Origin of the sequence: Rhodanobacter aciditrophus (assembly GCF_050026795.1) — a bacterium.
Taxonomy (GTDB): domain Bacteria; phylum Pseudomonadota; class Gammaproteobacteria; order Xanthomonadales; family Rhodanobacteraceae; genus Rhodanobacter_A.
On the sequence record NZ_JALBWP010000012.1, the window covers coordinates 1,027,559 to 1,050,686 of the forward strand.

General features: G+C 68.8%; 21 protein-coding genes and 1 tRNA gene. 7 read left to right on the top strand and 15 right to left on the bottom strand.

The features are described 5' to 3' along the window. Positions 1–25 precede the first annotated feature (25 nt). Both ACQGNW_RS17825 and ACQGNW_RS17830 read right to left on the bottom strand, forming a co-directional pair. A complete protein-coding gene (locus ACQGNW_RS17825) occupies positions 26–814 on the bottom strand; it encodes an ABC transporter permease (RefSeq protein ID WP_426664723.1) in 789 nt (262 codons plus the stop codon). Continuing rightward, entirely contained in the window at positions 814–1,722 is a 909-nt protein-coding gene (locus ACQGNW_RS17830; protein ID WP_426664724.1) for an ABC transporter ATP-binding protein, read from the bottom strand. Before ACQGNW_RS17830 ends, ACQGNW_RS17825 begins: the two co-directional genes overlap by 1 nt. Positions 1,723–2,064: 342 nt before the next feature. On the opposite strand from ACQGNW_RS17830, the gene ACQGNW_RS17835 reads away from it, so the two are divergent. The 4 genes from ACQGNW_RS17835 (at position 2,065) to ACQGNW_RS17850 (ending at position 6,423) form a co-directional block, all read left to right on the top strand. Continuing rightward, a complete protein-coding gene (locus tag ACQGNW_RS17835; protein WP_426664725.1) occupies positions 2,065–3,561 on the top strand; it encodes an aminotransferase class III-fold pyridoxal phosphate-dependent enzyme in 1,497 nt (498 codons plus the stop codon). 146 nt (positions 3,562–3,707) lie between these two features. Then, positions 3,708–4,064, top strand: a complete 357-nt coding sequence (locus ACQGNW_RS17840) for a PsiF family protein (RefSeq protein ID WP_426664726.1) — start codon at positions 3,708–3,710, stop codon at positions 4,062–4,064. A 137-nt stretch (positions 4,065–4,201) separates the two neighbouring features. Then, positions 4,202–4,828, top strand: coding sequence for a uracil phosphoribosyltransferase (upp, locus tag ACQGNW_RS17845; protein WP_426664727.1), 627 nt, complete (start codon positions 4,202–4,204; stop codon positions 4,826–4,828). 8 nt (positions 4,829–4,836) lie between these two features. After that, positions 4,837–6,423, top strand: coding sequence for a GMC family oxidoreductase (locus ACQGNW_RS17850; protein ID WP_426664728.1), 1,587 nt, complete (start codon positions 4,837–4,839; stop codon positions 6,421–6,423). 7 nt (positions 6,424–6,430) lie between these two features. Here ACQGNW_RS17850 and pip read toward each other — a convergent pair whose 3' ends face one another. Continuing rightward, positions 6,431–7,390, bottom strand: a complete 960-nt coding sequence (gene pip, locus ACQGNW_RS17855) for a prolyl aminopeptidase (protein WP_426664729.1) — start codon at positions 7,388–7,390, stop codon at positions 6,431–6,433. 174 nt (positions 7,391–7,564) lie between these two features. Here pip and bla point away from each other — a divergent pair, with 174 nt between their 5' ends. After that, positions 7,565–8,578, top strand: coding sequence for a class A beta-lactamase (gene bla / locus ACQGNW_RS17860; RefSeq protein ID WP_426664730.1), 1,014 nt, complete (start codon positions 7,565–7,567; stop codon positions 8,576–8,578). On the opposite strand, the gene ACQGNW_RS17865 is transcribed toward bla, so the two are convergent. Then, entirely contained in the window at positions 8,579–9,967 is a 1,389-nt protein-coding gene (locus ACQGNW_RS17865) for an FAD-binding oxidoreductase (protein WP_426664731.1), read from the bottom strand. A 108-nt stretch (positions 9,968–10,075) separates the two neighbouring features. On the opposite strand from ACQGNW_RS17865, the gene serA reads away from it, so the two are divergent. Continuing rightward, positions 10,076–11,308, top strand: a complete 1,233-nt coding sequence (gene serA, locus ACQGNW_RS17870; protein WP_426664732.1) for a phosphoglycerate dehydrogenase — start codon at positions 10,076–10,078, stop codon at positions 11,306–11,308. A 49-nt stretch (positions 11,309–11,357) separates the two neighbouring features. Here the strand turns inward: serA and ACQGNW_RS17875 are convergent, their stop codons facing one another. From ACQGNW_RS17875 to thrS, 11 genes are all read right to left on the bottom strand, one after another. Further along, positions 11,358–12,056 (bottom strand): hypothetical protein, encoded by a 699-nt coding sequence (locus ACQGNW_RS17875; RefSeq protein WP_426664733.1) that lies wholly within the window; start codon positions 12,054–12,056, stop codon positions 11,358–11,360. A gap of 117 nt (positions 12,057–12,173) precedes the next feature. Next, positions 12,174–13,706, bottom strand: coding sequence for a carbohydrate-binding protein (locus ACQGNW_RS17880; RefSeq protein WP_426664734.1), 1,533 nt, complete (start codon positions 13,704–13,706; stop codon positions 12,174–12,176). A 487-nt stretch (positions 13,707–14,193) separates the two neighbouring features. Beyond that, a tRNA-Pro gene (locus ACQGNW_RS17885) sits at positions 14,194–14,270 on the bottom strand. A gap of 88 nt (positions 14,271–14,358) precedes the next feature. Beyond that, positions 14,359–14,715 (bottom strand): MerR family transcriptional regulator, encoded by a 357-nt coding sequence (locus ACQGNW_RS17890; RefSeq protein ID WP_181301494.1) that lies wholly within the window; start codon positions 14,713–14,715, stop codon positions 14,359–14,361. Beyond that, positions 14,696–14,995 (bottom strand): integration host factor subunit alpha, encoded by a 300-nt coding sequence (ihfA, locus tag ACQGNW_RS17895; protein WP_426664735.1) that lies wholly within the window; start codon positions 14,993–14,995, stop codon positions 14,696–14,698. The genes ACQGNW_RS17890 and ihfA overlap by 20 nt, the downstream gene beginning before the upstream one ends. A 1-nt stretch (position 14,996) precedes the next feature. Then, positions 14,997–17,375, bottom strand: coding sequence for a phenylalanine--tRNA ligase subunit beta (gene pheT / locus ACQGNW_RS17900; protein WP_426664736.1), 2,379 nt, complete (start codon positions 17,373–17,375; stop codon positions 14,997–14,999). Positions 17,376–17,394: 19 nt separating this feature from the next. Continuing rightward, positions 17,395–18,390 (bottom strand): phenylalanine--tRNA ligase subunit alpha, encoded by a 996-nt coding sequence (gene pheS / locus ACQGNW_RS17905; protein WP_426664737.1) that lies wholly within the window; start codon positions 18,388–18,390, stop codon positions 17,395–17,397. Positions 18,391–18,535: 145 nt separating this feature from the next. Beyond that, a complete protein-coding gene (rplT, locus tag ACQGNW_RS17910; RefSeq protein WP_426664738.1) occupies positions 18,536–18,895 on the bottom strand; it encodes a 50S ribosomal protein L20 in 360 nt (119 codons plus the stop codon). A gap of 17 nt (positions 18,896–18,912) precedes the next feature. Further along, positions 18,913–19,110, bottom strand: a complete 198-nt coding sequence (gene rpmI, locus ACQGNW_RS17915) for a 50S ribosomal protein L35 (protein WP_019467379.1) — start codon at positions 19,108–19,110, stop codon at positions 18,913–18,915. 208 nt (positions 19,111–19,318) lie between these two features. Next, a complete protein-coding gene (gene infC / locus ACQGNW_RS17920; protein ID WP_367855365.1) occupies positions 19,319–19,846 on the bottom strand; it encodes a translation initiation factor IF-3 in 528 nt (175 codons plus the stop codon). A 42-nt stretch (positions 19,847–19,888) separates the two neighbouring features. Continuing rightward, positions 19,889–21,790, bottom strand: coding sequence for a threonine--tRNA ligase (gene thrS, locus ACQGNW_RS17925; RefSeq protein WP_426664739.1), 1,902 nt, complete (start codon positions 21,788–21,790; stop codon positions 19,889–19,891). 318 nt (positions 21,791–22,108) lie between these two features. On the opposite strand from thrS, the gene ACQGNW_RS17930 reads away from it, so the two are divergent. Then, the gene (locus ACQGNW_RS17930; protein WP_426664740.1) at positions 22,109–23,116 is read left to right on the top strand and encodes an NAD-dependent epimerase; all 1,008 of its coding nucleotides are present in this window, start codon (positions 22,109–22,111) and stop codon (positions 23,114–23,116) included. Positions 23,117–23,128: the final 12 nt, after the last annotated feature.

Below are 23,128 nucleotides of genomic sequence, written 5' to 3' on the forward strand. Positions count from 1 at the left end.
TTCATGCCCGGCATGCTACCGCGAGTCAACCGACCCGACGCAGCCGCCGCACCGCCAGCGCGAAGCACACCGCGGCGAAGCCCGCCAGCACCAGCACGTGGGGCAGCATCGCGTCGTGCGCGAGGCCGACCGCTCCCAGCGCGACGCGGTCGAGGTGGTAGCTCGGCCACGCCGGCGCGACCCGCTGCAGGAACGTCGGCATCATCGGCAGCGGAAACCACAGTCCGGACAGGAAGGACATCGGCAGGTAGACCAGCTGCAGCATGCCCGGCGCGCCCTGCCCCTTGATCAGCGTGCCCACCAGCATGCCCAGCGCGCAGAACGGCAGCACGCCCAGCACGCCGCTGCCGAGCAGCGCGACGACCTGCCTTGGCGCCAGCGCCACATGCGCCAGCCCCGTCGCCATCGCCAGCAGCATCAGCACCACCACCGCGGCGGCAACCATCGCCATCAGCATCTTGCCGAGCAGGTAGGCGCCCGGCGGCATAGGCAGCGCGCGCTTCCAGGTCAGCAGGCCGCCGTCGCGCTCCAGCGCCAGCGACACGCCGAAGCCGAACAGGCCCGGACTCATCACCCCGAAAATGCTGTAGCTGGCCAGCAGGTAGCGCGCCGCATCGGCGCCCTCGGACCTGCCCATCAGCACGCCAAACACCAGGTAGAACAGGCCGGGAAACAGCAGGATCGGCAGCAGGAAGCCCGGCGCACGCAAGTAGCGCAGGCATTCGCTGCGCGCCTCGGCGAGATAGGCGCCGAATACCCGGCGCAGCGGCATGGCGGGGGCCGGCGATGCGGCGACAACGGCGACGGCGTTCATCAGGCGGCCTCCTGCTCGGCAGCGGTTTCGCGGGTGAGTTCGGTGAACGCCTCGGCGAGGCCGGCGCGCTGCACTTCCAGTTCGCACAGGGCGGGATCGGCGTCGAGCAGCCGACGCACCACCGCCTCGGCCTGTGTCGTTGCAATGCGCAGCCGGCCATCCTCGCGCGCTGCGGAAGCCACGTCCGGCCAGCCGGCAACCGCGCCGGCATCGAGATCGCTCGCGCAGCGGATGCGGGTGAGCGCCACGCGCCTGCGCAGGTCGTCCACGCTGCCCTCGCTGAGCACGCGGCCCTGGCCGAGCACCACCACGCGGCGCGCCAGCGCCTCGGCCTCCTCCAGGTAGTGCGTGGTGAGCACCACGGCGCAGCCCTCGGCGACCAGCGCGCGCATCGACGCCCACAGCTTCTGCCGGGCGTCGATGTCCATGCCCACGGTGGGTTCGTCGAGGAACAGCAGCTCGGGCCGCCCGCACAGCGCCAGCGCGAACTGCACGCGCCGCTGCTGGCCGCCGGAAAGCTTGCCGTAGGGCCGCAGCAGCAGGTCGGCGATGCCCGCCAGCGCGGCGGTCTCGTCGAAAGCGCGCGGGTTCGGGTAGTAGCTCATGGTCAGGCGCAGCAGCTCGCCCACGCGCAGCGTGGGCGGCAGGTTGGCCGACTGCAGCATCACGCCGATGCGCCGGCGCGCCTCGATGCGTTGCGGGTCCAGCCCGAACAGCTCGGCGCGGCCCGCATCGGGACGGATCAGGCCCAGCAGCAGGCTGATGCTGGTGCTCTTGCCGGCGCCGTTGGGGCCGAGCAGCGCCAGCAGTTCGCCGCGCCGCACGGCGAGGTCCACGCCGTCCAGCGCGGTGAGCGGGCCGTAGCGCTTCGCGGCGGCGACGAGCCGGGCAACGGTGACGTCGGTCATGGCGTGATTCTCCTTGCGCTTTCTCCCTCCTGCGCGCAGGAGAGGGCGGAGGCCCGCGGCTTGCCGGGCGTGCTGCACAGGCTAGGCGGCGCGCGCCGGCGGCCCCAGTCGCCGCCGTCAGCCATCGCGCGTGACAGGCGTCATCCGCGCGCAAGTTGCTGCAGTGCAAGGCGTTTCGATGCCGCCAGGGGGTACCGGGCACCCTGCCCCGCAGGTTATCCTTGTCGTTCGTGGATGCGCGCCGCCCGCGAAGCCGGATGACTTGCCGCGCACGCCACTGCCCCATACGTCGGCCTGCTTCGCGCTGGGTGCGAGGCGCCGGCGGATTTCGAGGAGAACACCATGGGTTTGATCGATCAGCTGCGCGAACTGCGCGAATTCGGCGGCAAGCCGCGCACCACCGGCCTGGACGATGCCAGCATCGAGCGCATGGCCGCCGCCGACGCCATGCTGGGCGAGGCCGTGGCCGCCGCGGTGGCGCGCCACCGCGAACTGCGCAACGAGCTGGGCGAGTTCCTGAAGCTGGACGAGGCGGAGCAGCTGGCGCAGGCGCAGGCCGGCTTCGTCAACTTCTACCCCGACGACGCGATCAACCCCTACCTGCCGGCCGCCGCGCGCGGTCCGTGGATCGTCACGCTGAAGGGCGCCGTGCTGCACGACAACGGCGGCTACGGCATGCTCGGCTTCGGCCACAACCACCCGACCATCGACGCCGCGCTGGCGCGCGAGCAGGTGATGGCGAACGTGATGACGCCCAGTGTGTCGCAGCTGCGCTTCACCCAGGCGCTGAACCGCGAGCTGGGCCGCAACCGCGGCAGCAACCCGTATGCGCGCTACCTGTGCCTGAACTCCGGCTCCGAAGCGGTGGGCCTTGCCTGCCGCATCGCCGACGTCAACGCCAAGCTGATGACCGACGCCGGCGGCCGCTACGCCGGGCGCACGATCAAGCGCCTGGTGGTGAAGGGCGCCTTCCACGGCCGCACCGACAAGCCGGCGCTGTATTCCGACTCCTCGCGCAAGACCTACCAGCAGTACCTCGCCAGCTACCGCCACGAGGACAGCGTGCTGGTGGTCGAGCCCTACAACGTGGCCCAGCTGGAGGCCGCGTTCGCCGACGCCGACAGGCACGGCTGGTTCATCGAGGCGATGTTCCTGGAGCCGGTGATGGGCGAAGGCGATCCCGGCCGCGCGGTGACGCCGGAGTTCTACGCTGCCGCGCGCCGGCTCACCGAATCACACGGCAGCCTGCTGCTGGTCGACTCGATCCAGGCCGGCCTGCGCGCGCACGGCGTGCTCTCGCTCACCGACTACCCCGGCTTCGAGAAGCTGCCCGCGCCGGACATGGAGACGTTCTCCAAGGCACTCAACGCCGGCCAGTATCCGCTGTCGGTGCTGGCGGTCAGCGAGCGCACCGCCGGCCTGTACCGCAAGGGCGTCTACGGCAACACGATGACCGCGAACCCGCGTGCGCTGGACGTGGCGCTGGCCACGCTGGGCGAACTCACCGGCGCCGTGCGCGCCAACATCCGCGAGCGCGGCAAGGAGTTCGTGGACAAGCTCAACGCGCTGAAGGACGAGCTGGGCGGCCTGATCACCAAGGTGCAGGGCACCGGCCTGCTGTTCTCCTGCGAGCTGGCGCCGCAGTTCAAGTGCTATGGCGCCGGTTCCATCGAGGAATACCTGCGCGAGCGCGGCATCGGCGTGATCCACGGCGGCGTCAACTCGCTGCGCTTCACCCCGCACTTCAACGTCACCAGCGCGGAAGTGGACCTGGTGGTCTCGCACGTGCGCCACGCCCTGCTGGAAGGCCCGCGCAAGAGCGAAAGCAAGGCGGCCTGACCGGCGTCGGCAACGCCAGCGCCCGCCGCCGACCTCACGGCGGGCGCCCGGCCTACATCACCCTCCTCCCGTTCAGCCTCGATGCGTCCCTGGCGGGGATAGACTGCTCGCGCCGGCAGCCGCCGGTCACCTCGGGAGGAACCACCATGACTCTGCGTTTCAGCCAGCTCGTCGCCTGCGCCGTTCTCGCCTGCGCCACCACCGCCGCGTTCGCCGCCACGCCGCAGGCTGCCGCCAAGAAGGCGCTCACGCCGCAGCAGCAGCGCATGGCCGATTGCAGCCACCAGGCCACCGGCAAGAAGGGCGACGAACGCAAGGCCTTCATGAGCTCCTGCCTCAAGGGGCATGGCGCCGCCGCACCCGCCACCGCCAAGGCCACGCAGCAGGAAAAGATGAAGGCCTGCAGCGCCGAGGCCAAGAGCAAGTCGCTCAAGGGCGCCGATCGCAAGGCCTTCATGAGCACCTGCCTCAAGGGCAGCGCCGCGGCTGCCGCCGGGCACTGAGCAATCCGGCACCCGTGCACCAAGGCGCCGCCACGAGGCGGCGCCTTTTTTTCGTGGCTCCCCACGCCGCGGCAGACGCGATGCCGAAAACCGCTCCCGGCGGTTTCCCGCGCCAGGTGTGGGGCTATGCTTGGCCGATGAAAACCGTCGAAGTCCGCCACCCGCTGATCCAGCACAAGCTCGGCCTGATGCGCCGCGCCGGGATCAGCACCAAGGAATTCCGCGAGCTGGCCGGCGAAGTGGCCGCGCTGCTCACTTACGAGGCCACCAAGGACCTGGAGACCGTCGAGGAACACATCGACGGCTGGGCCGGCCCGCTCACCGTGCAGCGGATCAAGGGCGCCAAGATCACCATCGTGCCGATCCTGCGCGCCGGCCTCGGCATGCTGCCCGGCGTGCTCGACCTGATCCCCGCGGCGAAGGTCAGCGTGGTGGGCCTGCAGCGCGACGAGCAGACGCTGCAGCCCATCGCCTACTACGAGAAGCTCACCGGTCGCATGGACGAGCGCATCGCGCTGATCGTCGACCCGATGCTGGCCACCGCCGGCACCCTGGTCGCCACCGTGGACATGCTCAAGGCCGCCGGCTGCACGCGCATCAAGGGGCTGTTCCTGGTCGCCGCGCCGGAAGGCCTGCGGCGCATCGAGGCCGCCCACCCCGACATCGAGATCTACACCGCGGCCATCGACCAGCGGCTCAACGAGCACGGCTACATCCTGCCGGGCCTCGGCGACGCCGGCGACAAGATCTTCGGCACCAAGTAGACGACGCCATGCGGCCCAGGGGAGAGTTCGACTTCATCGTGGTGGGCGCCGGCCCGGCCGGTTGCGCCTGCGCCACGCGGCTGGCGCAGGCGCGACCGGAGGCCTCCGTGCTGCTGCTGGAGACCGGCCCCGCGAAAAGCGGCATCCGCTCCGACGTGCCGCTGGGCATCGCCACCCTGGTGCCGTTCCGCAACGCGCGCAACTACGGCTATCGCACCGTGCCGCAGGCGGGCCTGGGCGGGCGCCGCGGCGTGCAGCCGCGCGGGCGCGGGCTGGGCGGCTCCAGCCTGATCAACGCGATGATCTACATCCGCGGCCAGCGCGAGGACTACGACGACTGGGCTCGTCTCGGCGCCGCCGGCTGGGCGTGGCGCGACGTGCTGCCGTACTTCCTGCGCGGCGAGGACAACGCGCGCGGCGCGGACGCCTGGCACGCCACCGGTGGCCCGCTGGCGGTGAGCGACCTGGCCAGCCCCAGCGACTGCGCGCGCGCGTTCGTGGACGCCGCCGTGCAGTGCGGCCATCCGCTCAACACCGACTTCAACGGCGCCAGCCAGGAGGGCGTGGGCCTGTACCAGGTGTTCCAACGCCGCGGCCGGCGCTGGAACGCTGCACGCGCCTACCTCGCCACGCTGGCACCGAAGAACCTGACCGTGCTGGCCGACGCGCCGGTGGCGCGCGTGCTGCTCGAAGACGGCCGCGCGCGCGGCATCGCCTGCGTCGATGGCAGCACGTACGCGGCGCGCGCCGAGGTGGTGCTGTCGGCCGGCGCCTTCGGCACGCCGCAACTGCTGATGCTCTCGGGCATCGGCCCCGCCGGCCACCTGCGCGAACTGGGCATCCCCGTGCTGCGCGACAGTCCGGAACTGGGCGCGAACCTGCAGGACCACGTGGATTTCGTCATCAGCCGCAGGGTGAACGACCGCGGCCTGTTCGGCACGGTACCGTCCATCGTGCCGCAGGTGCTGCGCGCGATCGCCCCGTTCCGCCGCGGCACGGGCCTGCTCACCAGCAACGTCGCCGAGGCCGGCGGCTTCCTGCGCACACGGCCCGGGCTGGACCGACCCGACGTCCAGATGCACCTGTGCATCGGCATCGTGGACAACCACAGCCGCCGCCTGCATGCCACCCGCGGCATGTCGCTGCATACCTGCGTGCTGCGTCCGCACAGCCGCGGCAGCGTGCGGCTGGCCGGCACCGACGCCGGCCGCGCACCGCAGATTGATCCCGCCTTCCTCACCGACGAGCGCGACATGGAGACGCTGCTTGCCGGCACCGCGTTGGCGCGCCGCATCCTCGCCGCGCCCGCCTTCGCGCGCTACGCGGGGCCCGCGCTGTACGACGCCGAGACGGACGACGAAGCCCGCCTGCGCGAGATCGTCCGCGCGCACGCCGACACCATCTACCACCCGGTGGGCACTTGCCGCATGGGCAGCGATGCCGCGGCCGTGGTCGATCCCGAACTGCGGGTGCGCGGCGTGGCTGGCCTGCGCGTGGCCGATGCCTCGGTCATGCCCACGCTGGTCTCCGGCAACACCCAGGCCGCCTGCGCGATGATCGGCGAACGGGCGGCGGAGTTCATCGCGCGCGGCTGACGTTGCTTCAGCCGCGGCCGAAGCGATCGGTGGCCTCGATCAGTTCATGGGTGTTGCCCGGCTCGAACGCCGAATGGCCGGCGTCCTGCACGATGCGCAGCTCCGCCTCCGGCCAGGCGCGATGCAGGTCCCAGGCGCTGCGGATCGGACAGACCACGTCGTAGCGGCCCTGCACGATCACAGCGGGGATCCTGCGGACGCGCTCCACGTTGCGCAGCAGCTGGTCGTCATGCGCGAAGAAGCCGCCGTGCACGAAGTAGTGGCATTCGATGCGCGCGAAGGCCAGCGCAAAGGCGTCCTCGTCGTGCGAGCCGATGCTCGCCGGGTCCTGGTACAGGTAGCTGGTGGCGCCCTCCCACACCGACCAGGCGCGCGCCGCGGCGAGCCGGGTGGCGGGGTCGTCGCTGGTGAGGCGTCGGTGGTAGGCGCTCATCAGGTCGCCGCGCTCCGTCTCGGGGATGGCGGCGAGGTAGGTTTCCCAGGCATCCGGATACAGCGCGTCGCAGCCCTTCTGGTAGAACCACTCCAGCTCCCAGCGGCGCAGCATGAAGATGCCGCGCAGCACCAGCTCGGTGACCTTGTCCGGGTGCTTCTGCGCGTAGGCCAGCGCCAGGGTGGAACCCCACGAGCCGCCGAACACCTGCCAGCGGTCGATGCCGAGGTGTTCGCGCACGCGCTCGATGTCGGCCACCAGGTCCCAGGTGGTGTTCTCGCGCAATTCCGCGTGTGGAGCGGACTGGCCGCAACCACGCTGGTCGAACAGCACGATGCGGTACACCGCCGGATCGAAGAAGCGCCGGCACTTCGGATTGGTGCCGCCGCCCGGGCCGCCATGCAGGAATACCACCGGCTTGCCGTGCGGGTTGCCGCATTGCTCGTAGTACAGCGTGTGGAGCTCCGAGACCTTGAGCATGCCGCGGTCGTAGGGTTCGATTTCGGGATACAGCGTGCGACGTTCCTGCGCCATGGGTGTGTCCAGTCTGGAGATGATCGATTCGCGCGCTCGCGATGGATCGCAAGGAGCCCGAAAAGGCTAGCACGACCGTTCACGGGACGACCCCGCCGAGCCGTCCGCGCGCCATCGTTCTGCCCGTTTTGCGTGGAAGACTGGGCGTTCGTCATTCTCCAGCCATCGGCCTGCATGCACCTCATCCGCCCCCACCTCGCCAGCCTGTTCGCCCTGGCCCTTGCCTTCACCATGCCCGCGGCTCTGCTGGCGGCCCCTGTCCCGGTTACCCATGCGATCCACGTGGCGCTGCAAGGCAAGCTCGAAGCCCTGGCCAGACGCGCCCAACCCGGCGTGCTCGGCGTTACCGTGCTCGACCCGCAGAGCGGTGAGCGCTGGCAGGTCAACGCCGAGCACGCCTACCCGATGATGAGCGTGTTCAAGGCGCCGGTGGCCGCCGCAATATTCGCGCGCATCGACAGCGGCGCGCTGTCGATGGAACAAACGGTGACGCTGACGCGAGCGGACGTGGTCGGCGGTTCCGCCGTGCCGTCCATCGGCGCGCGCTTCCACGGCGAACGCATGGACTTCACCGTGCGCCAACTGCTCAAGGCAGCCGTCAGCGACAGCGACAACACCGCCGTCGATGCGCTGCTGAAACTCGTTCCGCCGCAGGAGGTCACCGCCTTCCTGCGCGCGCACGGCATCGCCGGCATGCGCGTGGACATGGGCGAGGCCGGCGTCGACGGCGTGTTCGAACAACTGGCGCCCGGCCAGCAACCGCCGGCCAGCGAGACGGCACAGGCACAGGAGCTGCGCCTGCAACGCGGTTACCACGCCTATCTCGCCGATCCGCGCAACCGCAGCACGCCGGATGCCGCCGCGGACTTCCTGAGCCGATTGCAGCGCGGCACCCTGCTCTCGCCCTCGTCCACCCACGCCCTGCTTGCGCTGCTGCAGGCGCAGACGCGGCCGAGCCGGATGCGGCAAGGCCTGCCACGCGGGGTCCAGCTCGCGGACAAATGCGGCACGTCCTACACGCTGGATGGGCTTACCGCCGCCTACAACGACATCGGCATCCTGACCTGGCCCGACGGTCACCGCGTGATCGTGGCGGCCTTCCTCACGGCGTCAACCGCCTCGAAAGCCGCCCGCGACGCCTTGTTCGGCGACCTGGCGCGCACCGTGGCTACGACCCTGCACCCCTGATCACTCCGCCTCGAACAGCTTGCCCGGGTTGAGGATGCCGTTCGGGTCGAACACCCGGCGCACGCCGCGCATCAGCGCGATCTCCGCCGCACTGCGCGTGCTGTCGAGATAGGGCCGCTTGACCAGGCCGATGCCGTGCTCGGCCGAGATGCTCCCGCCATGCTCCTTCAGCGTGGCGGCCAGCAGCCTGGTGACGTGCTCGCATTGCGCGATGAACTCCGCATCCATCATGCCGGCGGGCTTCAGCACGTTGATGTGCAGGTTGCCGTCGCCGATGTGGCCGAACCACACCACTTCGACGTGCGGGTATTCGCGCGCCAGCAGCGCCTGCATCGCATGCAGGAAGGCCGGCACCGCGCCGATGCGCACCGACACGTCGTTCTTGTACGGCTTGTGCGGCGCCAGGCTTTCGGTGATGCCTTCGCGCAGCCGCCACAGCGCGGCCGCCTGCGCCTCGCTCTGCGCGATCGTGCCGTCGACGATCCACCCCTGCTCCATGCCCTCGCCGAGCACCGCCAACGCGGCATCCCGCGCGGCTTCGTCCGGCGCATCGAACTCGGTGACCACGTAGTACGGATGCTCGCCGTCCAGCGCGCGTTGCGCGCCGTGCGCCAGCACGTGCTTCAGCGCCACGTCGGTGAAGAACTCGAAGGCCTGCAGCGACAGCTTCGTGCGGAACAGGCCGAACACCGCCAGCACCGCGTCCATGTCCGGCAGCGCCAGCAGCATGGTCTGCGCGGGCGGCGGCGGCTCGGCGAGCCGGAGCGTGGCTTCCACCACGATGCCAAGGGTGCCTTCCGAGCCGATCATCAGCTGGCGGAAGTCGTAGCCGCTGGAGTTCTTCACCAGTGCGCGGTTGAGGTCGAGCAGCTCACCGTTGCCGGCCACCACCTTGAGCCCGGCGATCCACTCGCGGGTATTGCCGTAGCGGATCACCCGGATGCCGCCGGCGTTGGTGGCGACGTTGCCGCCAATGGAACAGGAGCCGCGCGAGGCGAAATCCACCGGATAGATCAGCCCGTGCTCGCGTGCCGCCGCGTGCACCGCTTCCAGCGGGATGCCCGCCTGCACGGCGAGCGTGCGGTCGGCGGCGTCGAAGCCAAGCACGCGGTTCATCCGCTCCAGGCTCAGCACCAGTTCGCCGTGCGCCGCCACCGCGCCGCCGGAAAGCCCGGTGCGCCCGCCCGAGGGCACGATCGCCACGCGGTGCCCGTTGGCCCAGCGCACGATGCCCTGCACCTCCTCCACCGTGGCCGGCAGCGCAATCGCCAGCGGCGCCGGCGTCCAGCGGCGGGTCCAGTCGCGGCCGTAGTGCTCCAGGTCACCGGGTTCGGTGAGCAGGCGCAGCCCGGGCAGGCGGCGGGCGAGATCGTCCAGGGCGGCGCTCATGTGGTCTCCGGTGGGTTATGCCTGATGCGGCGTTCGGACGTCCAAACATTCTGTGCTGCGTTGCCGCAATTCTGTCATAGTATCAGCTCCATCCGCACCGGAGCCGCCATGAAGACCTCGTTTCCCCGGCAAGACATCAAGGTACTGCTGCTGGAGGGCGTGAGTCGCACCGCGGTGGAAACCTTCGAGCGCGCCGGTTACAGCAACATCGAGTACCACGAGAAGTCGCTGCCCGAGGCGACGCTGATCGAGCGCATCGCCGACGCCCACATCGTGGGCCTGCGCTCGCGTACCCAGCTCACCGCACCGGTGCTGCGTCATGCCAAGCGACTCATCGCGGCAGGCTGCTTCTGCATCGGCACCAACCAGGTCGACCTGCCCGAGGCCGAGCGGCTGGGCATCCCGGTGTTCAACGCCCCCTACTCCAACACCCGCAGCGTGGCCGAACTGGTGGTTGCCGAAGCCATCATGCTGCTGCGCGGCATCCCGCAGCGGAACGCACTCTGCCACCGCGGCGGCTGGAGCAAATCCGCCACGGGCAGCTACGAGGCGCGCGGCAAGGTGCTGGGCGTGATCGGCTACGGCCACATCGGCACCCAGGTGGGCGTGCTGGCGGAAGGCCTGGGCATGCGGGTGATCTTCCACGACGTGGAGACCAAGCTGGCGCTGGGCAACGCACACGCCGCCGCCAGCCTCCACGACCTGCTGCAGCACGCCGACGTGGTGACCCTGCACGTGCCCGAGACGCCGGCCACGAAGATGATGTTCGGCGCGCAGGAGATCGCCGCGATGCGCCATGGCGCGGTGCTGATCAACGCCTCGCGCGGCAGCGTGGTCGACATCGATGCGCTGGCGGCGGCGCTGCGCGAAGGCCGTCTTGCAGGCGCCGCGGTGGACGTGTTCCCGGTCGAACCCAAGGGCAACGACGACCCGTTCGTGTCGCCACTGGTGGGCCTCGACAACGTGATCCTGACCCCGCACATCGGCGGCAGCACGCTGGAGGCGCAGGACAACATCGGCATCGAGGTGGCCAGCAAGCTGGTGCGCTACAGCGACAACGGCTCCACCCTGTCGGCGGTGAACTTCCCCGAGGTATCGCTGCCCGAGCATCCGAGGAGCCGCCGCCTGCTGCACATCCACAGGAACGTGCCCGGCGTGCTGTCGCGCATCAACGAACTGTTCTCCGCGGGCAACATCAACATCGACGCGCAGTTCCTGCAGACCGATGCGGAAGTGGGCTACGTCGTGATCGACGTGGCCGCTGACGAGGCGCAGTCGAACGAGCTCAAGGACAAGCTGGCCGCGATCCCCGGCACGCTGCGCAGCCGCGTGCTGTACTGAGGCACTCCCGCAACGAAACGCTTCCGGCGCGCCGCCGTACGATGGCTGCTCAACGGCTCGTGCGCCGCCGGGCCTGCGCGGGCGCTGCCCGCGCGGCGTTTTTCGCCGCCGGCTCTGGCGGGGGCGCCGTGCGTCTGCGCCCGGCACGCCGATGCTCCACCTCATGCTGCTCGCGGAACGCGGCCGCGTAGGACTTCAGCTCGGCCTTGAGCTTTGCGCCGAGTCCGGGCGTGCGCTCGACGCTCTGTTCCATGCGCCGCATCAGGTCGTAATCGTGGTAGTCGCGGTAGGGCTTCAGGTCGAGGTCGGCCGGCACCTTCCGCAGGCGCTCGTCGCCGATGGACTTCACGTACTTCTGCATGAAGCGGTCGTAGGCCTTCCAGGTGACGCGCTGCGCGTTCACCGCGGCCTCTTCGGCGCGGGTCGCGATCTGGTGAGCATGCAGGTAGTGCAGACCCAGCTGGTCGATCAGGGTCTTCTCCACTTCCTCGTGCAGGATCAGGAAGCGGTCCACCTCGATCGTGCGGCCGCGGAACGTGAAGCTCCTGGGCAGGTGGCGGTCGATGTAGATTGTCTTGCCGTCCCGGCTGTAGCCGGCGAGGTAGGGAATGTCGTGCGCGCGATCGAGCTTCTTCACGCGGCGCAGGATCGCGTCCAGCGCGCGATCCAGCATCAGCGCCGAGACGTACCAGTCGGGTGCCTTGAGCTTCTCGTGCGGCGCGTTCGGATGGCAGCTGTTCGACGGCATGCGGCACTTCCTGTGTGGACAATCGCGGCTCAGCCTAGCGCGGGCGCTCATGTGCCGCACCTGCCGCCCTTCCCCGGGTGGACGACGGGCCGTGGCGCGGCCCGTCGTCCGGCACGGCTACCGCCCCAGATCCTGCAGGAAGCGGTTGGTGTACTCCAGCGGCGTGGTGCCCCCCAGCGAGTTGCAGGTCGGCGAGGCCGAACCGCTGGCACCGCCCGGGCACGGCGTGTCGCGATCCAGCGACCAGAAGTGCAGGCCCGCCAGACCCTGGCTCACCGCATAGCTGGTCACCGTATCGACATCGGCCGTGGTGAACACCTCGGTGGCCGCGTCGTTCTGCGCGATCATCGGCGTGAGTTCGATCCGGCTGGCAGGAATGCCATAGGTGTGCTCAAGATTGGCGGCTGCCTGGATCGCGGACTGCCCCATCTCGCACTGCCCGTTCGACACCACGCAGACCGAGGAACTGGCCGCACCGTAATCCATCACCATCAGGTCGATGGTGTAGTTCTTCAGCCCGGCCCCCAGGATCGCCTTGACCACCATGTCGCCCAGGCTGTTCAGGCCGCCATAGCTGCCGTCCGAGGCCGCCAGCGTGGCCAGCGTGAAGGAGAAGCGCAGGTTCGGGTACATGCTCTCCGCGTAGGCGACGGCGGAGACAAGGTTGTTGATGTCCGCCTGTGACTGCCCGCCCTCGATGTCGAAGTCCACGCCCACCATCTGTGGCGACAGGTAGCGCGACAGGAACTGCGCCATGCCCGCGCTACTCCCGCAAGTGAAGGTACCGGCCGCGCCGCCGGTGGAGACCACGTAATCCAGCCCCGCGCCGGACAGCGTCGGGACGTTCGCACTGGCGAAACTCGCCCCGGGCACGCCACCCCAGTTCTCGCTGCCGCACTCGCCGGTAGCGAAGGCCAGCGTGATCGCCCCCAGTTTCGGCTCCGCCGTAGCGACCAGACTGCCGCTGCCCACCACCTGGATCGTGCTGCCGGTGACCGCGGTCTGCATCACGTTGGTGTTCCAGTTGAGATTGACCGTCACGTCCTTGTAGGGACTGAACAGCAAACCGCTCGGTGCAGGTGCAGGTGCAGGCGCGGGGGCTGGCGCGGGCGCGGGAGCTGGTGCGGGCGCTGGCGCCGCGCCGCATGAACCCAGCGCAGTCCAGGGCTGGCCGCTGCCGGCGGGGCCGCTGCTGGTCGCCGGATCGTTGCCCTGGGTCCACCAGTTCGCCTCGTAGTTCTCTCCGTTTTCGCTCACCACGGCACCGCCGCTGTATGCCGTCGCGGCGTCCCAGGCGGGGTCGCAGTCGCCGGACGGCGGGGGCGGGGGCGGCGGCGTTGACGCAGTGCCACAACTGCCTTGCGCAGTCCATGGCTCGCCGCTGCCGGTGGCGCCGTTGTGGGTCGCGGGGTCGTCGCCCTGCGTCCACCAGTTCGCCAGGTAGTTGACACCATTTTCGCTTGCGGCCTGCCCGCCGGAATATGCCGTCGCCGCACTCCATGCCGCGGCGCAGCTGGGCGGGCTCGTCTGTGCATGCGCGGTCTGCACGGGCAGCAGCGTCAGGAACGACAGCGACAGGCCTGTCGCTATGGCGCCGCCTAAGGTGTTCAAGGCTGGCCGGGGCCAGTGGATCGATGGCTTGACTCGCATGGGACTGTCTCCAGGTGGTTGCATCGTCGTTGATGAACTGCCGAGACGGATTCGTGGCCGCATTCCGGGCAGCCGCGTGGGGACAGTCGTCTCATGCATCCCTGCCGGGTACCGCGTGTCGTAAGCGAATTTGGCCCAGTTTGGCCCCGAAATGACATCGTTGTCTATCGAGCTGGCGCGGCCTGTCGACGATTGCGCGACAGCGGTCACACACGCCTGCAATACAGCGCTCGACATAACCCGCGAAGTCGACGCCCGGAGGATCCATCCGGCGGCTCGCGCCAAGCCCGGCCGAAGGCTCAACCGGGCATGCGTGACTTCTCGCAGACAACGTTGTCAGCGAGAAAGCGGGCGTGCCGGCCGCCGGGGCCGAATGGAGGGGAGACGGGCAAGCGTACCCGCGACGGCAGCTGTCGCCACGCCGATGCCGCTGCTGCACGAAAAATGCGCAGCCCGCCGAGCGGACTGCGCATGATCCTGTACCGATTGGTCGGGGCGGCCGGATTCGAACCGACGACCCTTTGCCCCCCAGGCAAATGCGCTACCAGGCTGCGCTACGCCCCGACTTGGACTTGAAAGGCGGCAACGTGGCCGCCTTCTGCACTTCGCGATCGTGCGATCGGAAAGCGCGAACTATAGCAGAGGAATGCGCTCAGCGGCGCAGCAGTGCGAGTACTTCTTCCAGCTCCAGCCGCACCTGGTGCACGATCTGGTGCGACATGCTCGCCTCCACCCGTGCCTGCGGCCCTTCCAGCCGCGCACGCGCGCCGGTGATGGTGAAACCCTCGTCGTACAGCAGCGCGCGAATCTGGCGGATCATCAGCACATCGTGGCGCTGGTAGTAGCGCCGGTTGCCGCGGCGCTTTACCGGGTTGAGCGCGGGAAACTCCTGTTCCCAGTAGCGCAGCACGTGCGGCTTCACGCCACACAGCTCGCCCACCTCACCGATGGTGAAGTAGCGCTTGGCCGGGATGGGCGGCAGTTCGGTGTTATTCCCTTGATCCAGCATAGCCCTCGACTCGCACCTTGAGTTTCTGACCCGGCCGGAATGTGACCACCCGGCGCGCCGAGATCGGAATCTCCTCGCCGGTCTTGGGATTGCGCCCTGGCCGCTGGTTCTTCTCGCGCAGGTCAAAGTTGCCGAAGCCCGACAGCTTCACCTGCTCTCCCCTTTCCAGGGCCTCGCGGACGACCTCGAAACAGGCGTCCACGAATTCCTTGGCTTCACGCTTGTTGAGGCCCACGTCAAGGAAAAGCCGCTCGGCCATATCCGCCTTGGTCAGCGCCATCTCATCCTCGCAACTTAGCCTTGCATGCCTGTTCCAGTGCGGCGATGGCCCGCCGCACGCAACCGTCTGCGTCGTCGTCGGTAAGGGTGCGGGAAGCATCCTGCAAAATCAAGCCCATAGCGAGACTTTTTCGGCCCGCTTCGACACCCTTGCCGCTGTAGCGGTCGAACAGGCGCAACTCCTTCAGCACCTCGCCGAGGCTGCCGCGGACCACCTCGCCGATTCGCGACCAGGCCACGTTCTCCGGCACCTCGACGGCGATGTCGCGGCGCACCGAGGGGAAGCGTGCCACCGGCTGCGCCCTGGGCAGGCGGCGCGCCAGCAGTGGCCCCAGCGCCAGCTCCAGCACGTGCACGTCCGGGCCCAGATCCAGCGCCCTGGCCAGTTGGGGATGCAGCGCACCCAGCCAGCCCACAGTCTCGCCGTCCCGCGAGAGACGGGCGCCCCGCCCCGGATGCAGCCAGGCAGGCAGGCCGTCGGCATGCACCGCCCAGCGCTGCGGCTCGCCGCCCCAAGCCAGCAACGCGTCCAGGTCACCCTTGAGATCGAAGAAATCCAGCGCACGGGACGGCTCGCCCCATTGCTCGGCGCGGGCAGCGCCGCAGGCAGCGATGGCCAGGCTGGGGGTCTCGACCGGCGGGTCGCCCGCCCCGAATACCCGCGCCACTTCGAACAGGCGCACGCGTTCCTGCTGGCGCGCGCGGTTATGCCGCAGCGCCTCGACCAGGCCAGGCAGCAGCGAGGGGCGCATCACCGCAAGATCGGCCGACAACGGGTTCGCCAGCGGCACGCCCTGGCCGGCGAGGCCCCAGCGCGCCAGCAGTTCGGCGGAGACGAAGGACAGGTTCACCGCCTCGTGATAGCCGCGTGCGGCGAGCTGCTCGCGCAGCGCCAGCTCGCCGATGCGCGCCTCCGGTTCGGCCGCCAGCGCCAGCGCGCCGGCCGGCGTGGCCGTGGGGATGTTGTCGTAGCCGAAGATGCGCGCGACTTCCTCGATCAGGTCTTCCTCGCGCTCGATGTCGAAGCGGCTGCTCGGCGCCGTGATCCGCCAGCCTTCGGCCAGGGTTTCCACCCGCATGCCCAGCGCGATGAAGATGCGCGCCACCTCGGCATCGGCCACGTCCACGCCCAGCACACGCCGGAGGCGCGCACGACGCAGTGTCACCGCCGCCGGCCGCAGCAGGTCGGCCGGATTTTCCGCCACCAGCACCGGCCCGGCCTTGCCGCCGGCGATCGCCAGCAGCAGTTCGGTGGCGCGCTCCAGTGCACGGCGCGGCAGCTCGGGATCGACGCCGCGCTCGAAGCGGTGCGAGGCATCGGTGTGCAGGCCGAGCTTGCGCGCCCGTCCCATGATCGCGGCCGGCGCGAAATGCGCCGACTCCAGGAAGATGTTGCGCGTGGCGTCGGTGACGCGCGAATCGAAACCACCCATCACGCCGGCCACTGCCAGCGCCTTGCGCTCGTCGGCGATCAGCACGAAGCCCTCGTCCAGCGTCGCCTCGCTGCCGTCGAGCAGCCTGAGCTGCTCGCCCGCACGCGCGTGGCGCACCACGACGTCGCCTTCGAGCCGGTCGTTGTCGAACGCATGCATGGGCTGGCCCAGCTCAAGCATCACGTAGTTGGTGACGTCTACCACGGCGCTGATCGGACGCAGGCCCGCGCGGCGCAGGCGTTCGGCCAGCCACAGCGGCGTGCGCGCGGCGGGGTCGATGCCCTCGACGATGCGGCCGAGGTAGCGCGGCGCGTCCCTGCCGGCCTCCAGGCGGATGCCGCGGCGGGCGGCGCCGGTCACCGCCGCGGGCGCCTGCTCGCCGACCTTCACGCGGCTGCCGAACAGCGCGGCCACGTCGTGCGCGAGGCCGTAGAGACCCAGGCAATCGGGACGGTTCGGGGTGAGCTTCAGCTCGATGCTGGCGTCGGGCAGACCGAGGCAGGCGGCCAGCGGCTGACCCACCGGCGCATCGGCCGGCAACTCCAGCAGGCCGGAGGCGTCTGCGTCGACGCCCAGCTCCTTCGCAGAGCACAGCATGCCGAATGATTCCACGCCGCGCAGTTTCGCCGCCTTGATCGTGATGCCGCCGGGCAGCGTGGCGCCCACGGTCGCCAGCGGCACCTTGATGCCGGCGCGCGCATTCGGCGCGCCGCAGACGATCTGCAGCGGTGCGCCCTGCCCTGCATCGACCATGCATACCTGCAGGCGGTCGGCTTCGGGGTGCTTTTCGGCGGCGACGATCTCGGCCACCACCACCCCGTCCAGGCCCTCGCCCAGCGGCGTGACTTCTTCCACTTCCAGCCCGGCCATGGTCAGCGCGTGGGCCAGCCGGGTGCGGTCGGCCTGCACATCAACCAGCTCGCGCAGCCAGTTCTCGGAGAATTTCATCGTGTGTTCCCTGCCCGGTTTACGCGAACTGCTTGAGGAAGCGCAGGTCGTTCTCGAAGAACGCGCGCAGATCGGTCACGCCATAGCGCAGCATCGCAAAGCGCTCCACGCCGAGGCCGAAGGCGAAACCGCTGTAGCGCTCCGGGTCGATGCCGCAGTTCGCCAGCACGTTCGGGTGCACCATGCCGCAGCCCAGCACCTCCAGCCAGCGCGACTGGCCATCGGCGGTCTCCCAGCGGATGTCCACCTCGGCCGAGGGCTCGGTGAACGGGAAGTAGCTGGGGCGGAAGCGCATCTCGAAATCGCGCTCGAAGAACGCGCGGATGAATTCGGCCAGCGTGCCCTTGAGGTCGGCGAAGCTGGAGGTCTCGTCGACCAGCAAGCCCTCGATCTGGTGGAACATCGGCGAGTGGGTCTGGTCCGAGTCGCTGCGGTAGACCTTGCCCGGCGCGATGATGCGGATCGGCGGCTGGCGGCCCTTCATCGAGCGGATCTGCACCGGCGAGGTGTGCGTGCGCAGCAGGCGCCCGTCGGCGAAGTAGAACGTGTCGTGCATGGCGCGCGCCGGGTGGTGCGGCGGGAAGTTCAACGCCTCGAAGTTGTGCCAGTCGTCCTCGATCTCCGGGCCGTCGGCGCGCTGGTAGCCCAACCGCGCGAAGATCGCCGCGATGCGCTCCAGTGCGCGGGTGATCGGGTGGATGCCGCCGCGCGCGCCGTCGCGGCCGGGCAGCGAGATGTCGATGGTCTCGGAGGACAGGCGACGATCCAGCTCGGCCTGTTCCAGCGTTGCCTTGCGCGCAGCCAGCGCGTCGGCGAGGCGTTCCTTGACGCGGTTCACCTCGGCGCCGCGCGCCTTGCGCTCCTCCGGCGCCAGCGTGCCCAGCGACTTCAGCGCGGCGGTAACGATGCCGCTCTTGCCGAGCAGGCCGACGCGCAGGGTCTCGAGCGCCTCCAGTGTATCGGCCTTGTCGATGTCGGCCTGCGCCTGCGCGGCGCGGCTTTCCAAGTCGTCCATCAATGCGATCCCGATCCGGAAGTCCACAAATAAAACGGGGAGGAGGCTTTAGGCCTCCTCCCCGCAGATGTCACGCGCATCCTTTTGAAAGTGCGGCCGTGGATGGCCGCCTCTTGATCTCAACGATCAAGGATGAGCGCACAGGTCATGCAGCCAGTGCGGCCTTCGCCTTTTCAGCAATGGCACCAAACGCCTTGATGTCGTGCACGGCGATGTCGGCCAGCACCTTGCGGTCGACCGTGACGCCGGCCTTCAGCAGGCCGTTGATCAGGCGGCTGTAGGACAGGCCGAACTGACGGGCCGCGGCGTTGATACGCACGATCCACAAGGCGCGGAACTGGCGCTTCTTCTGCTTGCGGCCGATGTAGGCGTACTGGCCGGCCTTGATGACGGCCTGGTTCGCTACGCGGAAAACCTTGCGGCGGGCGTTGTAGTAACCCTTCGCGCGGCCGATGATCTTCTTGTGACGACGACGGGCGGTGACGCCACGCTTGACACGAGCCATGGTCTAGTCCTCCCGTCTCAGAGATACGGCAACATGCGCGCCACACCCTTGGTGTCGCACGCCTTGACGTGGTTGGTGGCGCGCAGGTTGCGCTTACGCTTGGTCGACTTCTTGGTCAGGATGTGCGACTTGAAGGCGTGACCGGCCTTGAACTTGCCGGAAGCGGTCTTGCGAAAACGCTTCGCCGCCGCCCGGTTGGTCTTGATCTTGGGCATGGGAATGCTCCTTGAAGGGGTCGGGAACCCCGGTTTCTGACTGATTCGGCGGCGACCGTGAGGCCGCACTTTCCATCCTGCCGACATCGGTGCACGACCCTTCCAGGCGGGTCGAACGGGCGATTATACGGGGGAGGCGGGGCGGATGCCAGCCCGGCGGGTCCGGTCCTGCGCCCAGCAAAACGGCGGCCGGGGGCCGCCGTTTGCATCACTGCTTCTTCTTGGGGCCGATCATCATGACCATCTGGCGCCCTTCCAGGCGCGGGAAGGACTCCACCTGGCCGTTCTCGCCCACGTCCTCCTGGATGCGCTTGGCTAGGCTCTGGCCGAGGTCCTGGTGCGACATCTCGCGGCCGCGGAAGCGGATGGTGACCTTGACCTTGTCGCCCTCCTCCAGGAAACGAAGCATGTTGCGCAGCTTGATCTGGTAGTCGCCCACGTCCGTGACCGGACGGAACTTCACTTCCTTGATCTCGACCTGCTTCTGCTTCTTCTTGGCCGCCTGGGCCTTCTTCTGGGCTTCGAACTTGAACTTGCCGTAGTCCATGATGCGGCAGACCGGCGGGTCACCGTTCGGCTGGATCTCGACCAGATCCATCCCCGCTTCCTGCGCCAGTGCGAGCGCCTCGTCGCGCGTGAGGATGCCCAGCTGCTCGGCATCTGCGCCGATCACGCGCACGCGCGGAACGCGGATTTCCAGGTTACGGCGATTACCCTTGTTGTCGGTGGTAGCGATACCACTATCCTCCAGAAGATGTCATCGAATGGCCACGCGGCATCAGCGCCGCGTCTCGGCCTCCAACCGTTCGACGAGGGCGGCCAAGGGCAGGCTGCCCAGGTCCTCGCCCGAACGGGTACGCACGGAAACCGCCCCGGACTCCTTCTCGCGATCGCCAACGACAAGCAGGTAGGGCACTTTCTGCAACGTATGTTCGCGGATTTTATAGCCGACCTTCTCGTTGCGCAAATCGGCTTCCACCCGGAAGCCTTTGTCGACAAGGGTTTGCGTCACCTCGCGGACGTAATCGGCCTGGGCGTCGGTAATCGAGAACACCACCGCCTGCACCGGCGCCAGCCAGGTGGGCAGCAGGCCGGCATGGTGCTCGATCAGGATGCCGATGAAGCGCTCCATCGAGCCCACGATGGCCCGGTGCAGCATCACCGGGTGCTGGCGCTGGGAGTTTTCGTCCACATATTCGGCGCCCAGGCGCTCGGGCATCATGAAATCCACCTGCATGGTGCCCACCTGCCAGTCGCGGCCGATGGAGTCGTGCATGTGGTATTCGATCTTGGGGCCGTAGAACGCGCCCTCGCCCGGCAGCTCCGTCCACTTCACCCCGGCAGCGGAAAGTGCGCCGCGCAGGGCGGCCTCGGCCTTGTCCCATACCTCGTCCGAGCCGATGCGCTTGTCCGGGCGCAGGGCGAGCGCCACGTCGATGTGCTCGAATCCGAAGTCGGCGTAGACCCGCATGGCCTGTGCATGGAACGCCGTCACCTCGGATTCGATCTGCGACGGCGTGCAGAAGATGTGGCCGTCGTCCTGGGTGAACGCGCGCACGCGCATGATGCCGTGCAGCGCGCCGGACGGCTCGTTGCGGTGGCAGCCGCCGAACTCGCCGTAGCGGATCGGCAGCTCGCGGTAGCTGTGCAGGCCGGTGTTGAACACCTGCACGTGGCCCGGGCAGTTCATCGGCTTCAGCGCGAAGGTGTGCTTCTCCGACTCGGTGAAGAACATGTTCTCCTGGTAGTTGTCCCAGTGGCCGGACTTCTTCCACAGCGACACGTCCAGCACCTGCGGGCAGCGCACTTCCTGGTAGCCACTCTTTCTGTATACGCCGCGCATGTACTGCTCCACCTGCTGCCAGATCGCCCAGCCGCGCGGGTGCCAGAACACCATGCCGGGGCTTTCCTCCTGCTGGTGGAACAGGTCCAGTGCCTTGCCGATCTTGCGGTGGTCGCGCTTCTCGGCCTCCTCCAGCTGGGTGAGGTAGGCCTTGAGATCCTTGTCGGACAACCAGGCGGTGCCGTAGATGCGCGAGAGCATCGCCTTGCTGGAATCGCCGCGCCAGTAGGCGCCGGCCACCTTCATCAGCTTGAACGAGTGCAGCTTGCCGGTATTGGGTACGTGCGGGCCGCGGCACAGGTCGGTGAACTCGCCCTGCGAGTAGAGCGAGAGCGCCTCATTGGACGGAATGCCCTCGATGATCTCGGCCTTGTAGTGCTCGCCCAGCCCCTTGAAGAAGGCCACCGCATCGTCGCGCGACTTCACGCTGCGCGTCACCGGCAACTGCTCGGCGACGATCCTGCGCATCTCGTCCTCGATCCTAGGCAGGTCCTCGGGCGTGAACGGGCGCTCATAGGCAAAGTCGTAGTAGAAGCCGTTGTCGATCACCGGGCCGATGGTGACCTGCGCACCGGGGAACAGTCGCTGCACCGCCTGCCCCATCAGGTGCGCGGTGGAATGGCGCAGGATCTCCAGCGCCTCCGGACTCTTCTCGGTGACGATCTGCAGGCTGGCGTCGCGGTCGATGACATGGCTGGCGTCCACCAGCTTGCCGTCCACCTTGCCGGCGAGCGTGGCCTTGGCGAGACCGGCGCCGATGGCGGCGGCCACGTCCTGCACGGTCACGGGGTGGTCGAACGGGCGCTTGCTGCCGTCGGGTAGCGTGATCTCGATCATGTTTATTCCTGCTGCTGCACCGCCCCGGGGCGGTGTCGCTTCGATCTGGAAGATCCGGCCACAAAGGCCGGTTCTGTCGTTGTCCGCCGGGACGGAAAAAACAAAGGGCGCCGCAGCGCCCTTTCGACAACGCAAGGCTCGGCGGAAATTCAGCGTGGGCGGTTGCTAGTGGACATGTCGCACACTCGGCCGGCACTTGCGCGCGGGCCACCTTGTCTCCGGAAACCGGTCGGAACCGTAGTCTAGCGCCGCCCGCGCCGTCAATCGAGCCATGGTCGCAGCGGCTACAATGGCGCTCTCCCCGCGAAGGAAGAAGCCATGCGCATCCTCGTCACCGGCACCGCCGGCTTCATCGGCGCCGCCCTGGCCGAGCGTCTGCTGGCGCGCGGCGACGAAGTGCTGGGCATCGACAACCACAACGACTACTACGACCCGGCGCTGAAGGAAGCGCGCCTCGCCCGCTTCGCCAACCATGCCGGCTACATTCACGTGCGCGCCGACCTGGCCGACGCCGCCGCGGTGAACGACGCGTTCGCCAGCTTCAAGCCGCAGCGCGTGGCGAACCTGGCCGCGCAGGCGGGCGTGCGCTATTCGCTGAAGAACCCGCAGGCCTACGTGCAGAGCAACCTGGTCGGCTTCGGCAACATCCTCGAAGCCTGCCGCCACGGCGGCGTGGAGCACCTGGTTTACGCGTCCTCCAGCTCGGTCTATGGCGCCAACCGCAAGCTGCCGTTCGCGGTGGAGGACGCGGTGGACCACCCGGTGAGCCTGTACGCGGCCACCAAGAAAGCCAACGAGCTGATGGCGCACAGCTACAGCCACCTCTACGGCCTGCCCACCACCGGCCTGCGCTTCTTCACCGTGTACGGGCCGTGGGGCCGGCCGGACATGTCGCCGATGCTGTTCGCCGACCGCATCAGCCGCGGCGAGCCGATCGACGTGTTCAACTTCGGCAACCACAGCCGCGATTTCACCTACGTCGACGACATCGTGGAAGGCGTGATCCGCACGCTCGACCACACGGCCACGCCCGACCCGGCCTACGACGCGAAGTCGCCCAACCCGGGCACGTCGAACGCACCCTATCGCGTCTACAACATCGGCAACGACCAGCCGGTGCAGCTGCTGCGTTTCATCGAGCTGCTGGAACAGCACCTGGGCCGCACGGTCGAGAAGAACCTGCTGCCGATGCAGCCCGGCGACGTGCCCGACACCTGGGCCGACGTCTCGGCGCTGCGCCGGGACGTCGGCTACGCGCCGGACACTTCCATCGAAGAGGGTGTGGCGCGCTTCGTGGCGTGGTACCGCGACTATTTCCGGCGATGACGGGCCGACGCG

Bases quoted from the DNA above. Each gene is read 5' to 3' on its own strand.
- ACQGNW_RS17840 (WP_426664726.1), top strand. From the start codon at position 3,708: ATGACTCTGCGTTTCAGCCAGCTCGTCGCCTGCGCCGTTCTCGCCTGC.
- ACQGNW_RS17890 (WP_181301494.1), bottom strand. From the start codon at position 14,715: ATGCTGGATCAAGGGAATAACACCGAACTGCCGCCCATCCCGGCCAAG.
- pip (WP_426664729.1), bottom strand. From the start codon at position 7,390: ATGGCGCAGGAACGTCGCACGCTGTATCCCGAAATCGAACCCTACGAC.
- rplT (WP_426664738.1), bottom strand. From the start codon at position 18,895: ATGGCTCGTGTCAAGCGTGGCGTCACCGCCCGTCGTCGTCACAAGAAG.
- upp (WP_426664727.1), top strand. From the start codon at position 4,202: ATGAAAACCGTCGAAGTCCGCCACCCGCTGATCCAGCACAAGCTCGGC.
- ACQGNW_RS17850 (WP_426664728.1), top strand. From the start codon at position 4,837: ATGCGGCCCAGGGGAGAGTTCGACTTCATCGTGGTGGGCGCCGGCCCG.
- bla (WP_426664730.1), top strand. From the start codon at position 7,565: ATGCACCTCATCCGCCCCCACCTCGCCAGCCTGTTCGCCCTGGCCCTT.
- ihfA (WP_426664735.1), bottom strand. From the start codon at position 14,995: ATGGCGCTGACCAAGGCGGATATGGCCGAGCGGCTTTTCCTTGACGTG.
- pheS (WP_426664737.1), bottom strand. From the start codon at position 18,390: ATGGACGACTTGGAAAGCCGCGCCGCGCAGGCGCAGGCCGACATCGAC.
- pheT (WP_426664736.1), bottom strand. From the start codon at position 17,375: ATGAAATTCTCCGAGAACTGGCTGCGCGAGCTGGTTGATGTGCAGGCC.
- rpmI (WP_019467379.1), bottom strand. From the start codon at position 19,110: ATGCCCAAGATCAAGACCAACCGGGCGGCGGCGAAGCGTTTTCGCAAG.
- ACQGNW_RS17930 (WP_426664740.1), top strand. From the start codon at position 22,109: ATGCGCATCCTCGTCACCGGCACCGCCGGCTTCATCGGCGCCGCCCTG.
- ACQGNW_RS17825 (WP_426664723.1), bottom strand. From the start codon at position 814: ATGAACGCCGTCGCCGTTGTCGCCGCATCGCCGGCCCCCGCCATGCCG.
- ACQGNW_RS17880 (WP_426664734.1), bottom strand. From the start codon at position 13,706: ATGCGAGTCAAGCCATCGATCCACTGGCCCCGGCCAGCCTTGAACACC.
- ACQGNW_RS17835 (WP_426664725.1), top strand. From the start codon at position 2,065: ATGGGTTTGATCGATCAGCTGCGCGAACTGCGCGAATTCGGCGGCAAG.
- ACQGNW_RS17865 (WP_426664731.1), bottom strand. From the start codon at position 9,967: ATGAGCGCCGCCCTGGACGATCTCGCCCGCCGCCTGCCCGGGCTGCGC.
- serA (WP_426664732.1), top strand. From the start codon at position 10,076: ATGAAGACCTCGTTTCCCCGGCAAGACATCAAGGTACTGCTGCTGGAG.
- thrS (WP_426664739.1), bottom strand. From the start codon at position 21,790: ATGATCGAGATCACGCTACCCGACGGCAGCAAGCGCCCGTTCGACCAC.
- ACQGNW_RS17875 (WP_426664733.1), bottom strand. From the start codon at position 12,056: ATGCCGTCGAACAGCTGCCATCCGAACGCGCCGCACGAGAAGCTCAAG.
- ACQGNW_RS17830 (WP_426664724.1), bottom strand. From the start codon at position 1,722: ATGACCGACGTCACCGTTGCCCGGCTCGTCGCCGCCGCGAAGCGCTAC.